The sequence below is a fragment of the Geobacter anodireducens genome (assembly GCA_001628815.1).
Lineage (GTDB): Bacteria > Desulfobacterota > Desulfuromonadia > Geobacterales > Geobacteraceae > Geobacter > Geobacter anodireducens.
Window position 1 is genome coordinate 1003895 of sequence record CP014963.1, and the last position, 13778, is coordinate 1017672.

At 68.4% G+C, this 13778-nt stretch carries 10 protein-coding genes and 3 pseudogenes; 1 reads left to right on the forward strand and 12 read right to left on the reverse strand.

Features of this window, described 5'->3' with window-relative positions; all coding sequences use genetic code 11:
• Nucleotides 1-36: 36 nt before the first annotated feature.
• From A2G06_04675 to A2G06_04730, 12 genes and pseudogenes are all read right to left on the reverse strand, one after another.
• A pseudogene (locus A2G06_04675) lies at nt 37-1621 on the reverse strand (V-type ATP synthase subunit A).
• The gene (locus A2G06_04680; protein ID ANA39764.1) at nt 1618-1938 is read right to left on the reverse strand and encodes an ATPase; all 321 of its coding nucleotides are present in this window, start codon (nt 1936-1938) and stop codon (nt 1618-1620) included. Before A2G06_04680 ends, A2G06_04675 begins: the two are co-directional and overlap by 4 nt.
• On the reverse strand, nt 1935-2729 hold the full coding sequence (locus A2G06_04685; protein ANA39765.1) for a hypothetical protein: 795 nt from the start codon (nt 2727-2729) through the stop codon (nt 1935-1937). The genes A2G06_04680 and A2G06_04685 overlap by 4 nt, the downstream gene beginning before the upstream one ends.
• Before the next feature lie 124 nt (nt 2730-2853).
• Nucleotides 2854-3417 carry a hypothetical protein gene (locus A2G06_04690; protein ID ANA39766.1) on the reverse strand — a complete coding sequence of 188 codons (564 nt, stop codon included), beginning with the start codon at nt 3415-3417 and terminating at the stop codon, nt 2854-2856.
• An 11-nt stretch (nt 3418-3428) separates the two neighbouring features.
• Entirely contained in the window at nt 3429-3641 is a 213-nt protein-coding gene (locus tag A2G06_04695) for an ATPase (GenBank protein ANA39767.1), read from the reverse strand.
• 51 nt (nt 3642-3692) lie between these two features.
• Nucleotides 3693-5576, reverse strand: coding sequence for an ATPase (locus A2G06_04700; protein ANA39768.1), 1884 nt, complete (start codon nt 5574-5576; stop codon nt 3693-3695).
• A 132-nt stretch (nt 5577-5708) separates the two neighbouring features.
• A complete protein-coding gene (locus A2G06_04705) occupies nt 5709-5924 on the reverse strand; it encodes a hypothetical protein (GenBank protein ANA39769.1) in 216 nt (71 codons plus the stop codon).
• A 15-nt stretch (nt 5925-5939) separates the two neighbouring features.
• Nucleotides 5940-6500, reverse strand: coding sequence for a hypothetical protein (locus A2G06_04710; GenBank protein ID ANA39770.1), 561 nt, complete (start codon nt 6498-6500; stop codon nt 5940-5942).
• A gap of 35 nt (nt 6501-6535) precedes the next feature.
• Nucleotides 6536-7630 (reverse strand): hypothetical protein, encoded by a 1095-nt coding sequence (locus A2G06_04715; GenBank protein ID ANA39771.1) that lies wholly within the window; start codon nt 7628-7630, stop codon nt 6536-6538.
• Nucleotides 7631-7788: 158 nt separating this feature from the next.
• Nucleotides 7789-8960 (reverse strand): annotated as a pseudogene (locus tag A2G06_04720) (iron hydrogenase).
• Nucleotides 8957-10678, reverse strand: a complete 1722-nt coding sequence (locus A2G06_04725) for a hydrogenase (protein ANA39772.1) — start codon at nt 10676-10678, stop codon at nt 8957-8959. The pseudogene A2G06_04720 and the gene A2G06_04725 overlap by 4 nt, the downstream one beginning before the upstream one ends.
• A gap of 65 nt (nt 10679-10743) precedes the next feature.
• A pseudogene (locus tag A2G06_04730) lies at nt 10744-11882 on the reverse strand (Ni/Fe hydrogenase).
• 357 nt (nt 11883-12239) lie between these two features.
• Between A2G06_04730 and A2G06_04735 the strand changes: the two are divergent.
• On the forward strand, nt 12240-13610 hold the full coding sequence (locus tag A2G06_04735; GenBank protein ID ANA39773.1) for a Fis family transcriptional regulator: 1371 nt from the start codon (nt 12240-12242) through the stop codon (nt 13608-13610).
• Nucleotides 13611-13778 lie beyond the last annotated feature (168 nt).

Below are 13778 nucleotides of genomic sequence, written 5' to 3' on the forward strand. Positions count from 1 at the left end.
GCGCCTCCTGGCTGCCGTTCCGGGCCGGTGCCGGTTCTATCCCCTGGGGAGCTCGTCCGGGAGCACCCCCTGCTTCAGCTGCTCCCCGGCCCGGTCGTGGAACGCCACGATCTCCGCGATCCGTGCCAGGGTCCGGTCCGGGGCGGAAAAGGCGTCGTCCGTGTAGGCGTTCTGGGAGAGGAACTCGTGCCTGATCCGCTCCGCCACCTTCATCAGCAGACGGTCGGCATCCTGGAGCCCTTCGATGCCGACGATCTCTGCCACCTCGCGCAGGGCCTCCTCCCGCTGGAGGATTTCCCGGCAGCGCCGCCTGACCTCGCTCCAGCGGGGCGAGACCTGGCCGTCGAAGTGGGCCACCATCTCCGGCTCATAGAGGGAGTAGCTCTGGAACCAGTTGATGGCCGGGAAGTGGCGGCGGTGGGCGAGGGCGGTGTCGAGCATGAAGAAGACCCCTGCCGTGCGCAGGCACGCCTGGGTGACCGGCTCGGTGAAATCGCCCCCGGGCGGGGAAACGGAGAGGATCATGGAGAGGGAGCCGACCGTCCCGCCCAGGGTCTCCACCACCCCGGCCCGCTCGAAGAAGGCGGCCAGCCGGGACGAGAGGTAGGTGGGGTAGCCCTCTTCGCCGGGCATCTCCTCCAGGGAGGAGGAAATCTCCCGCAGCGCCTCGGCCCAGCGGGAGATGCTGTCCGCCAGGAGGAGCACGTGGCAGCCCATGTCCCGGTAGTACTCGGCCATGCTCACGGCGGTGTAGATGGATGCCTCGCGGGCCGCCACCGGCATGTTGGAGGTGTTGACCACCACGATGGTCCGCTCCATCAGGGGGCGGCCGCTCCAGGGGTCCGCCAGGGTGACGAATTCCTCCAGCAGTTCCGCCATCTCGTTTCCCCGCTCGCCGCACCCCGCGTAGACCACGATGTCCACGTCGGCGAACTTGGCGATGGACTGCTCCAGGATGGTCTTGCCGGTGCCGAAGCCGCCGGGGAAGATGGCCGTGCCGCCCCGGGCCACGGGGAAGAGGAAGTCGATGGTGCGCTGGCCGGTCACCAGCGGCAGGGAGGGGGAGAGCTTCCTGCGGTAGGGGCGCGGCCGGCGTACGGGCCAGGGGGCGATCGCGAAGATGTCCCGGCCGTCGGCCATCCGGCCGATGGGGTCGGCCAGGCGGAATTCCCCCGCGTGCAGACGTTCGATCCGTCCCCCCCGTGGTGCCGTGACGGGGTGCCGGAATGTTCCTTCGGCCACGTGGCCCAGGAGGTCGCCGGCGGCTACCTCGTCCCCCGCGTTCCCGGCCGGGGTGAAGACCCAGGTCCGCTCCCGGTCCAGGGGGAAGACCTCCCGCCCGGCCGCGACAAAGGGGCCGGCCAGTTCCTCCAGCCGCTGGAGGGGACGCTGGAGGCCGTCGAACATCCCGCCCAGGAGCCCCGGCGCCAGTTGGACCGAGAGGGTTCACGGCCAGCCCCCGGGTGTCCTCGTAGACCTGCACCACGGCGCGCCCCCGCTCCAGGCGCACCACTTCGCCGATGAGCCCGGCGGTCCCCACGCGGACCATGTCGTAGAGCCTGAGCCCGGAGATGTCCACCGTCACCGTCGGTCCCGCTATGCCCAGGATGCGTCCGGTCATGGCATGAGCCTCACATGGTAGCCGATCACCCGGCGAATGAGGCGGGCCGCGTAATCTTCCTCCTCTTTTTTCGCCGCTTCCGGGGCGGGGAGGACGATGAGCACGCCGAACCACCGCCGCTCCATCTCCTGGAAGCGCTCCTCGCCGATGCCGGGCAGGAGCCGCTCGTCGATGACGACCAGACCGCACTCCGGATCGGCCATGGCCTGCCGGACCGCGGCCTCGGCCTCGGCCGGCGCTGCCGTGAGCTGGGTCGCGCCGGCAAGGCTGAAGCCGTGCCGGGCATCGGCCGGGGTAATGAAAACGATCCTCTTCACCGGATCAGCTCCCCGCGGAGTTCGTCCTCCGCCTCCCCGAAGCGGCAGATGAGCCCCAGGTTGCGCGCCTCAACGGCGCAGCGCCAGAGATAGTCGAGGATGGGGCCCGGCCCCAGGGGGTCTCTTCCCAGGGCCCGTATTCTCCCGGTGAGCCAGCGGAGCAGGAGCGGGCCGGGAGTGGCCGTGTCCGCCGGCAGGGGGCCCATGCCCGGCAGGGAGGCCAGCAGGGCGGTGAGCCCGGCGCCGGTTCCCTTGTCGCGCGCCCGCTCAAGGCGCTCCGGCGCGATGGTTCCCCCGCGGATGAAGGACCGGGGCTCCCGCAGGTCCCAGCGGATCTGCTTGGCAAGGGTGACCAAGTTCTGCACGTCGGTCAGGGCGCGGAAGAACGCCGCCACCAGGGGGTGCAGGGGAAGCTCCCCCATCCGCTCCAGAAAGAGGGTGGCCAGCCGTTGTTCGAGCATCCGTCCCCCCTGGTCCCGGTAGAGGGTGCCCAGATCGCGGAGCCGGGCGTCGAGGTCCGTCAGGAGCGCGCCCAGGGCAGCCGCCGCTTCCGGTGGACCCTCCCCTCCGGTCAGGGCCTGCCGCACTGCCGGGGCCAGGAGGCTGGCGGAAAGGGTGGCGTTGGCCCCGTCCCGGTCGCCCCCCCGGCGGAAGCGGAGGCAGGTGAGGATGGTCCCCAGTTCGAACCAGAGGAAGAGGGGGGCAAAGACCGCCCGCATCTCCCGGTTCATCTGGCCATAGGCCCAGCGAAACTCCTGCCGCATCCTCCGCCGGGCCCGGTCCGCCGGCATGGCCGTCTCCGTCCCGGTGCGAAGAGCCCCGGCGGCGAGGCACGCGCGGCGTCCCCTGACCCGCGCCGTCAGGTACTCGGTGGGGTACCCTTCTCCGACAGGCCGGGCAAGTAGTGCGGTCAGGTCAGGCATCGGTCGCCGCCTCCGCCAGGAGGTGGGGGAGGATGTCTGGCCAGCCCCGAGCCAGTCGCTTTTCCAGGGTGTTGACGACCCGCATCCGTCCCCCCTCCGTGATCGCCTCCATGCCACCGCTGATGGCGGGGTCGGTCTCGATGCGCGCGCCGGGAAAGAGGACGACGGCCCGCTCCCCGTCGGCCGGGTTGACCCGCACCGTCTCCCACGCCAGGGGGGGAAGCTCCGCGGCCAGGCGGGCAAAGGCGGCAGGATAGTCCCCGTCCCTGAGCCGGGGCAGAAGGCGCCGCGCCAAGTCATGGAACCGGCTCGCCATCTCTTCTTCCGCGACCAGCCGCACCCGCCGTGCCGCCCGCTCCGCCTCGGCCAGGATGGCCCGTTCCTGCGCCGCAATGAGACGTTCCTGCTCCTGCAGGTGCATTTCGCGCAGGCGGGCCAGCCCCAGGGCGGCCTCCTCCCTGAGCCGGGCCGCCTCTTCCCCGGCCCGGCGCCGGATCGCCTCCTCCTTCCGCTTCCCTTCGCTGCGCAGGGCTGCCAGCAGTTCCGCCGTACCCACCGCCGTCTCCGTCACATGGTCAGGATCGTGATGGCCACCACGAACCCGAGGATCACCATGGTTTCGGGGATGGCCACCAGGATGATGACCGTGCCGCTCAGTTCGGGCTTCTCGGCGAGCGTGCCGGCGCCGGCGCTGCCGATCTTGGACTGGGCCCAGGCCGTGGCCAGGGCGGAGAGCCCCACCGCCAGGGCCGCGGCAAGAGCCAGATAGACCTTTTCCATTGCATCCTCCTTGGCACCGGGCTGCCGGGCAGGGGCGGGTGCCGCGCCTCCCTACCCCTTGCGCAGCGGTTCGAACTTCCTTCCCCCCGGCACCATGAACTTGCTGTAGAACTCCACGTAGTGCAGGCGGAGGGCGTGGATGGTGGGCGAGAAGACGCCGAGCACGATGTTGACGGCATGAAAGATGACCGCCAGCAGCACTCCGGTCACCACGTTGCCGGTCATGCCGGCAAAACGGTTCGCCACCCGGGCCAGGAGCAGGGAGGCGAGCCCGATGGCCATGATCCTGGCGTAGGACACGATATTGCCGATGCTCTTCAGCAGTTCCAGGGGGGCCAGGACCCCCCCCGAGAAGAACAGGAACGGGATGAGAAAGATCAGGATCAGGGCCAGGGGCCTGGTCAGGAGCCGGGGGACGATCTCCATCCGGCTGAGGACCAGCACCACGAGGCAGAGGATGGCGAGGATGTTCACCAGCTTGAACATGGCCTCGCGGCCGGTTTTGCGCCTGAGGGCGGTGATGAACCCCAGCAGCAGGCCGAGCAGGATGTGCGCCAGCCCCACGGACAGGGCGAAGCAGAGCATCGGCACGATGGCCTGCCGCCGCTCCACGATGAACCCTTCCTTCATCCCCAAGAGTCCGGCCCCCACCTCGCCGAAGAATTCGCCGTACAGGATGCCGAACAGGATGGTGTAGCAGGAGGAGAACAGGAGAATTCGGGCGGCGTCCCGCGCCGTTTCCCGTTGCCTGAAGACTCGCCCCAGGATCAGCGCCAGGATCAGGAGCACGAGGCCGTAGCCGGCATCGCCCAGGATCATGCCGAAGAAGAGGGGAAAGCAGACGGCGATGAAGGGGGTCGGGTCGAAGGAGGCGTAGCGGGGCAGAGGGAGGAGCCGGGCAAAGAGCTCGAAGGGGCGGAACAGGGGAGGATTGCGCAGGGTGACCGGTACCAGGTCCAGGTCCTGCTCAAGGATCTGTTTCTCCTCAACGAGCACTGCGCCGCCGAATTTCGTCCGGATCTCGCCGGTGAGGCGCGGCACATCGGCTGCCGGGGTCCAGCCGTGGATGAAGAAGCACATGCCGGTCCGGTGAAGGTGGGCCGTGTTCCCCAGCAGCGCCAGCCGCTCGTCGAGCCAGCTCCTCACCCGCGCGTAGATGGCCCCCCAGCGCCGGGCGAACCGGGCCAGCTCTTCGTCGATGGCCGCGATACCGGCGATGACTTCGGCCGTCCGGGTGCGCAGATGGCGGATCTTCTCCGGGAACGGCATCCGGGCCAGCTCCGGCGGAAAGGTCATCTCCGGCACGTGCTGCTCCCCGAGGATGCCGCGCACCTTGGCGGCCAGGTCCTTTTCCAGGGTGATCAGGCCGATCAGGGTGCCGTCCTCGGCTTTGACCGTGAGCAGTTGGAACCGGCCGCCGGTCAGCCGGGCCAGGGTCCGCATCAGTTCTGCCACGGCCGCAGGCTCCCGAATGGTCACGCCGATGAAGTCGAGGCCGCTGTCCGGCGCGATGGTTGTCACGTGGGGCTCCAGGGCGCCGAGAAAGACGCTGTAGCCGCTCAGTTCCGCCAGTTCGGTCCGGAGCTCCTCCCGCTTCCGGCACCACTCGCGGCAGAGCGCGCTGTGCCGCTGGAGGGTTTCGTTCACCGATTCGAGCACGTCGCCGGGGTCCAGGTAGCTCTGGCGCATTTCCTCCCGCGGCAGGCAGGCAAACAGTTCGTCGATCCGTGCCCGCAGGTCCTCGCAGTAGATCCGTTCGGCCATGGTCTTCTCGTCCAACAGGAGCGGACGCACCTTGTCCCGGTCTTCCGCCGCCACGAAGCCGGTGATGTCCTGCTCGATCTGGAACAGCTCCAGGTCGCGCAGCAGGGACAGGACCTCCAGGAGCAGTTCCGAGGGACCCACGATCTCGATCTTGACCATCCTGGCGATCATGGTTCCGGCTCCGGCACGATCCGGCCAAGGCCGGCGAGGACGCGCCGCTCCAGGGTTGCCTGGTCGAGATTGCTCAGCCGCTCCGTCCGGGCGGCGGCGCGGTGCACCAGCGCTGCGGCCCGGACGCGCGCTTCACCAGAGCTGCGGCCCGCACCCGCGCATCATCCCCGCTGCCGCCACGGCCCGGCCAACCTCCGCCGCCAGCCGCTCCTCTTCCCGCGCCGCCTCGTCGTCAAGCTCGCGCCGCAGCTCTGCCAGCATCTGGGCGGCCCGCCGCTCCTCCCCGGCGATCCGTTCCCGGATCTCCGTTTCGGCGTCGATGATGGTGGCGAGAAGGTCCTGTTCCATGGCGGTCGTTGCCCCTTACCTGCCGAACAGCAGTTTCAGGATGTTCGGCAGTTTCAGTTTCAGCCCCTTGACGGGCCATTGGAGCTCATGCTTCTGGCACAGCAGGTCCATCCGGTTCAACCGGAAGATATCCTCCCGGAGTGACCCGTCGATGACGTCCGCGTTTTCGATGCGCCATTCGAGCGCCACGGCCATCCGGATGTGCGCCCTGATTTCGTCCGCTTCCTCCCCGTCCAGCAGCCCGTGGGCCGCCTTCAGCTCGATGAGGCGCAGGGCGCCGTCGTAGGTGGCCCGGACGATCTCGTCCCGGCTCATCCAGGAGGTCTCGTAGTTCAACCGTTGCTTCCAGGTGGGCATGAGCATGGCCTGCCGGTGTTCCCGGAGGGTTCGGGCGAACAGCCGGTAGCCGAAGCGCTCGGCCTCCTCGAACAGCCGGCAGCCGGGATCGACGAAGGGGGCCAGGGGAGCGATCATGGGGAGCAGCGTGCCGTTTTCCCCGAACCGGCGGAGCAGTTCGCCGCCGTACTCCACCGTGTCCATGACCGAGCGGTAGTCCTGGTACGGCAGCCCCACCATGAAGAACAGGTCGAGACGGCGGCAGGTGCTGTCGATCAGGCCGCGACGGACGCCTCCAGTTCGGCGTTGCCGTAGTTCTTGCCAAAGGCCCTCCTGACCCGCGGGTCGTGGGATTCGGGTGAGATCTCCACGTTGAAGTTGATCAGGGAGTCGGAAACCAGCCGGACGAATTCGGCAGGGGGCGGGTGGAAGAACTCGATGGCGATTTCGTTTTCGATCCGGTACCGCTTCATGGCCCGCAGGAAGCGTTCGGCATAGTCGCGCCCGGCCTGGAGCAGGTCGCCCACCACCATCACGGGTGCCCCGGTGCAGGCGGCTATGGCCCGGATATCCTTTGCCAGCAGCTCCGGGGACCTGAACGCGGGGCGGTCCCGGCCGCACAGCCTGTGGAACGCCGATGCCGAGCCGCCGCAGGAGACGCAGTCGTGGAGGCAGCCACGGCAGGAAAAGACCGCCATGACCGGGTTCGACAGCCAGTTGCGGAAGGGGAGGTAACCGGATGGGTCGTGATATTTGACGGTCATCTTCAGGGGGTGGGAGTAGTCGAAGTGGACATGGTCCAGGTTCGGGGGGCGGTAGGAGATGCCGTTGTCGACCACGCCGCCCCGGCCGTCGCGCCAGACCAGGTTGGGGACGGTGGCGAAGTCGCCGCCGTTTTTGATGGCCTCCATGAGCAGGCGCAGCGGCTCCTCGGTGGAATCCCCGCACAGGATGAAGTCCACGAAGGGATAGTCGGCCATGATCTCCCGGTGGTAGTAGGTGGCGGACAGGCCGCCGAAGATGACCGGCGTGCCGGGATGGTGCTTCTTGACCAGTTCCGCCAGGGTGAGGCTGCCGTCCACGTGGGGGAGCCAGTGGAGGTCGATGCCGAAGGCGACGGGGTCGAGCCTGGCGACGAATGCCTCCGGATCGAAGGATCGGTCCCTGAGCATCTTCAGGGCGAGATTGACCACCCTGACCGAAATGCCGTTGCGGTTCAGGTGCTCGGACAGGGTGATGAAGCCGATGGGATAGTTCTCGAACAGGGAGGATGAGGGTATGACATCGCTGATGGGGCCGTAGAAGATCGGCAGCTCGCGGAAGTTGAAAATGCTCGGCGGATGAAGAAGGATCAGATCGACACGCGTCATGACAGATGCTCCCCGGGTTGGAGACGGTCATCCGTACCCTGTGCCGGACATCAACCCGAATCCGCGGGGGAAGGCACGTCCCGGCGCCGTGCGGCCGGAAGCGGCGTCGGGAGAGGGCGCACCCGCTCCGCCCGGTTCCCCGGCTCCGCGATTCGGTATCAACCATCCTCGAAGCTGGTCCCCCTGCGGCACCAGCGCCCGCCGCTGATGATGGACGAAATGGCCCCCTCGCGCTCCACCGTGTCCGCCCTGATGGCCAGATAGACGTGGATGGGGATGAAGGCCAGGAAGATCCACATCACCAGCAGGTGGGCCAGCCTCACGTACTGGACCCCCACCAGGGTGTCGAGCCGGACCAGATGGCGGAAGAGCCAGTGGTCCGGCGCGTAGAGGGCATAGAGGGCGAAGCCGGTCAGGAGCGCGAGCATGCCCACCCCGTAGATGGCGGTGTATGCCACCTGCTGGAGCGGGTTGTGGCCGATATAGTGGGGCCCCGGTCGAAGCGGCAGAAGAGGTAGTTCCGGCCCACGGTCAGGAGGTTGCGCAGGTCCCGCGGCTTCACCGGGAAGAGGGCGTCCCAGCGCTGATAGCGGTTCGAGGCGAGGAAGAGGCCGGCAATGCGGATGAGGGCCGTGGCGAGGAGGAGCCACCCGGCCGCGAAGTGGATGAACCGCAGGTAGCCGAACAGGAAGGAGCTCTCCCGGGCTCCGGCGTAGGCGGGGCGGCCGCTTCCCATGAGGATGCCGGTGACGCTGAGCACGGCGATCAGGAGCACCGCCAGCCAGTGGAGGGAGCGGAGCTGCCAGTCCCAGACCGGCACGTAGCGGAAGGCGCCGGGCTCCTCGGCCCGCCGGCTTTGCTCGCGGGTGGCCCGCAGCGGCACGAACCCCAGGAAGGTCCACTTCTCACCTCCCTCGGGCAGCGGCTCGCCATGGGCCACGGCCAGGGGCCGGAAGCCGTGGACCATCCGCTCGCCCGCCTCCATCTCGGCCCGGTAGCGGGTCGACTCGTCGGCCCGGCAGAGGTAGAGGATCGAGTTCAGTCCGCCCCGGGCGATCAGCTCCTCCCGGGCGGTGCCGGCACGGCGGACCCGGGCGATGCTGTAGTTCAGCCCCGGGTCCAGGGGGGCATACCCCGTCTGCTCGTAGTGCCGCAGGTCCTCCTTGCGTGAGGCGGCGCCGAGCAGGGCCAGGTCGGCCGGGTCCGTGGTCCCGAAGGGGGCTCCCAGGGCCGCGGCCACCAGGAGTTCGCGCTTCTTCTCCCCGGCAAAGGGTGCCGGGTCTCCCAGCTCTATGCGGATGTCGCCTTCGGGCGTCTCGTGTTCGCTCATGACACGCTCACCGTGCCGATGGTCCCGCCTGCCGGGTCGAGCAGGTGGACCGCGCAGGACTGGCAGGGATCGAAGGAGTGGATCGTTCTCAGCACCTCCAGGGGACGGCCGGGTTCCAGGAGGGGATGGTGCCCCCGGTGGGCCAGGGCGTGCTCGAAGGGGCCGGGCTGGCCGCTCGCGTCGCGGCCCGAGCTGTTCCAGGTGCTTGGCACCACGCACTGGTAGCGGGTGATCCTGCCGTTCTCGATCTCCACCCAGTGGGACAGGGTACCCCGGGCCGCCTCGGTGAAGCCGACCCCCTGGGCGCTCTTCGGCCAGGTGGCCGGGTCCCACTTGTCGGGGTTGAAGGTGGCGGTGTCGCCGGCATGGATTCTCTCCTGGAACTGCCGGAACCATTCATCCATGCGGTTGCAGAGGAGCACCGACTCGACGGCCCGGCAGAGGGTGCGGCCGAGGGTCGAATTGAGGGCCTCCCGGCCGGCTCCCAGCCCGGCCAGGGCGTCGTCCACCAGCCGTGTTGCGTCCTTGTGGCCCTGGGCGCAGGCCACGAGCATCCTGGCATTGGGGCCCACCTGCACTGCCCGGCCATCGTAGCGGGGCGCCTTGACCCAGGTGTACTTGACGTTGTCGGAGATCTGCCCGTAGGGGGGGCGTGGCCCGGTGTAGCGGGGCACGGTCTCTCCGCGCCAGGGATGCCGCCCCGCCTTGTCCCCCTCGGGATAGGCGTACCAGGAAGAGGTGACGAACTCGGCGATCTTGGCCGGTTCGAAGGGGCGGAGCTCCTCGTAGTTGCCGTCCGCCAGGACGCCGGCCCGCACCTCTCCAGCCACCGGGGTGCCCGCGCAGGAAAAGGCGCTCTCGCCCACGGCCATGAGGGTGGGGCTGGAGATGCCGATGGCCGCATACTCCCGGTAGAAGCCGGCAATGGCCAGGACATCCGGGTAGTAGACCTCTTCCACGAAGCGGCGGGCCCGGCCGATGAGCCCGGTCAGTTCGTCGAGCCGCACGGCGTTGATGCCGAGCTGGTTGTCCAGGTTGATGGAGCAGGCCATTCCCCCCACCAGGAAGTTGGGGTGCGGGTTCTTGCCGCCGAAGATGGTGTGGAGGCGGATGACCTCCCGTTGCCACTGGAGCGCCTCCAGATAGTGGGCCAGGGCGAGGAGGTTGGCTTCCGGCGGCAGGCGGTAGGCGGGGTGCCCCCAGTAGCTGCCGGCGAAGATGCCGAGCTGGCCGCCCGACACGGACGCGCCCACCCGTTGCTGCACCTCCCGGAACCAGGCGGCCGAGTTGCTGGGCCAGGGGGAGACCGAGGCGGCCAGGCGGGCCGCGGCCTGGGGATCGGCGGCCAGGGCGCTCTTCACGTCGACCCAGTCGAGGGCGTGAAGGTGGTAGAAGTGCATGACATGGTCCTGCACGATCCCCATGGCCGTGACGAGGCTGCGGATCAGCTCCGCCTGCCTGGGGATGGGGTAGTCCAGGGCATCCTCCACCGCCCGGACGGAGGCGATGGCATGGATGCCCGTGCAGACGCCGCAGATCCGCTGGGCCAGAGCCCAGGCGTCCCGGGGGTCGCGGCCCTTGAGGATGGTCTCGATCCCCCGGAACTGGGTCGCGCTGGCCCAGGCGTCGGTGATCCTGCCGCCGCTCGTTTCCAGTTCTATGCGCAGGTGTCCTTCGATCCTGGTGATGGGGTCAATGACGACTCGCTGGGTAGCCATGATCGCTCCTCATCTCCGGCGGTCCGGTGGCCGGTCCGCCGCTTCACTCAGGGCGGCCGCACCGCTTATCCGCTCTTGTCCCGCTTCTCCGTGGGGCGCTCGGCCCCGGTTTCGCCGAGCACCGCCAGGGGCAGGGATTCGGGCGTGCTCCTCCGTTTGCGCTGCCTGGCAATCACCGTGGCCGCGGCGTGGATCGCAACCCCGCCCGTCGAGGCGGCAACGGCGGCGGCGCCAAGGACGTTGGCCGAGCTCTCAACGCCGATTCCCGGCAGGGGGATGTCCGGCACCCGCTGGTAGAAGGGGGTCATCCTGTCGAAGAACTGCTCTTCGGTGCAGCCGAGGCAGGGGTGGCCCGCCTTGATGGGGAAGCTCTGGCCCAGGTTCCATTCCAGGGTGGGGCAGGGCGCGAAGGTAGCCGGTCCCTTGCACCCGAGCTGGTAGAGGCAGTATCCCTTGCGGGCTCCCTCGTCGTCGAAGCGCTCGGCGAACTGGCCCGCGTCGAAGTTTGCCCGGCGGGGGCACTTGTCGTGGATCCGCTGGCCATAGGCGAAGAGCGGCCGGCCCTCGTCGTCGAGGCGCGGGGTGTGGCCGTAGGCCAGGTAGTAGCCGATGGTGGCGGTGATTACCTCGGCGATGGGGGGGCAGCCGCCGATGTTGACGACCGGCCGGCCGGAGATGACGTCGTCAACTCCCACGCGCCGGTGGGGTTGGGGGAGGCGGCCTGGATCGAGCCGTAGGTGGCGCAGGCCCCCACCGCGATGATGGCCGTGGCGTTCTGCGCCGCCCGCTTCAGGACCGCTTCCGCTGATTCGCCGCCGATGGTGCAGTAGGCGCCGTGGCTCTTGAGGGGCACCGAGCCGTTGACGATGAGGAGGTGGGGCTTCTGCGCCGCCTCGGCCAGGAGGGAGTTCGCCTCGCTGCCGGAGGCGGTCATCAGGAGTTCGTTGTAATCCAGGGAGATGAGCTCGAGCAGGAGTTCGTCGACGGGGGTGCTGCCGGAGCGGAGCGCGCTCTCCAGGCAGCCGGTGCACTCCTGGAGCTGCAGCCACACCACGTTCGGGCGTTGTGCGCTGCCGAGCCTGCGGGCGATCTCCCGCGCGGCCGCTGCGGGAGGACCGGTTGCCGCCAGCCCGGCCCCCACGAGGACTGCAAGCCTGCCGCAGAACCCGAGGAATTCGCGCCGGCTGACGCCGCGCCGCGTCAGGTAGTCGAAAAACGATTCGGTCCCGGTCCAAGGATCATCGAGAAGAGGTGCCATTTCCGTCTCCATCCATGGCTGGCGACCCCCGGGCGCATGCCGGAGGTCCATCCGTCACACCTGTACCCTGATTCCCCCGATTGAATTGTGAACGTCGGTATATCGGCCTGTTAGCTCACAGTGTATCACCGGGTTGGGGCCTGTAAATAAGAGTCGGTTAAAAAATGTTGTCAAAATGTTTTTGCCGGGTTGCCGGTGTGCATAGGGGCTGATACTTGCGCTGTTATCACCTCAAGTCCCGGGGTGAATTGTCCGATATGCTCTATGGTATGTCCATTTTGCCGGAATGAGGATCACCAGCCCATGACCGCTCCGAACATTCTTGCCGTCGACGATGACGGGCTTTCTCTCCTGATGCTGGAGAACCTGCTGGCCGATGGGGGATTCGCCCCCCTGACCGCGGCCAGCGGCGCGCAGGCGCTGGCGCTGCTGGAGCGGGAGCATGTGGACCTGATCATCTCCGACCTGATCATGGAGGGGATGGACGGGCTGGAGCTGCTGGCCCGGGTGAAGGAACGCTACCCGAAGGTGCCGGTCATCGTGGTCACGGCCCGGGGGAGCGTGGAGAGCGCCGTGGAGGCCATGCGACGGGGCGCCTACGACTACCTGGCAAAGCCCTTCAATCCCGAGGTGCTGCGGATCACGCTCCAGCGGGCCCTGGACTATCACCACGTGGTCCGCGAGAACGAGCAGATCACGGGGCTGCTCCGCGAGCGGTTCACCTTCCAGAGCATCGTTACGGTGAATCCGGCCATGAAGAAGCTGCTGGAGCTGGCCGCCAGGGTGGCGGCGGCGCGGCAGACCACGGTGGCCGTCTACGGCGAAAGCGGCTCGGGCAAGGAGGTGCTGGCGCGGGCCATCCACTTTGCCGGCAAGGGGCTGCCCGCCGGGTTCGTGGCGGTCAACTGCGCGGCCGTGCCCGAGCACCTGCTGGAGAGCGAGCTGTTCGGCCACGTGCGGGGGGCCTTCACCGGCGCCGACCGGGACCGGGAGGGGAAGTTCAGCCTGGCCCGCGGCGGCACGCTCCTGCTGGACGAGATCGGCGACATGCCCCTGCCGCTCCAGGCCAAGCTGCTGAGGGTCCTCCAGGAGCGGGTGTTCGAAAAGATCGGCAGCAATACCTCAATCTCAACGGATTGCCGGGTCATCGTGGCCACCAACCGTAACCTGGCCGACATGGTGGCGGCCGGCCGCTTCCGCGAAGACCTCTACCACCGGATCAACGTGTTTCCCCTGGTCATCCCGCCGCTGCGGGAGCGCACGGACGACATCCCGCTCCTGTGCGAGCATGTCCTCGACCAGTTGCGGCAGCACCTGGGCAAGCCGCTGCCCGGCATCTCCCAGAAGGCCATGGACGCCATGCTGGCCCACGGCTGGCCGGGCAATGTGCGGGAGTTGCGCAACTGCCTGGAGCGCGCCGCGATCCTGACCGACGGCGAGCTGATCCGGCCCGAACACCTGGGGTTCGGCACGGCCGGAGCCCCTGCCCGGGAAGCATCTGCCGGCCCGGCGCCCGACACGGTGCAGTACGCCCTGGCGCTGCCCGTTGACCAGTTGTCGCTCCATGCCCTCACCGAGCGGATCATGGCCATCACCCTGGAGCGCTGCGGCGGCAACAAGTCCAGGGCGGCCCAGCTCCTCAGGATCGACCGCAAGGCATTCTACCGGGGCTGATCCCGCGCAGCGCTCCCCCTGCAGCACCCCCTCATCCCCCACTGTTCCATTTTGCCCCACTCTGTCCCCCAGGGGGACGCTTCTTCTGGTGTTGCTCAGTATAACATGTTGAAATTGCATGATTGTCTGAATTGGCATCCTGTCTGCTGAATAACGGGTAACAATTGT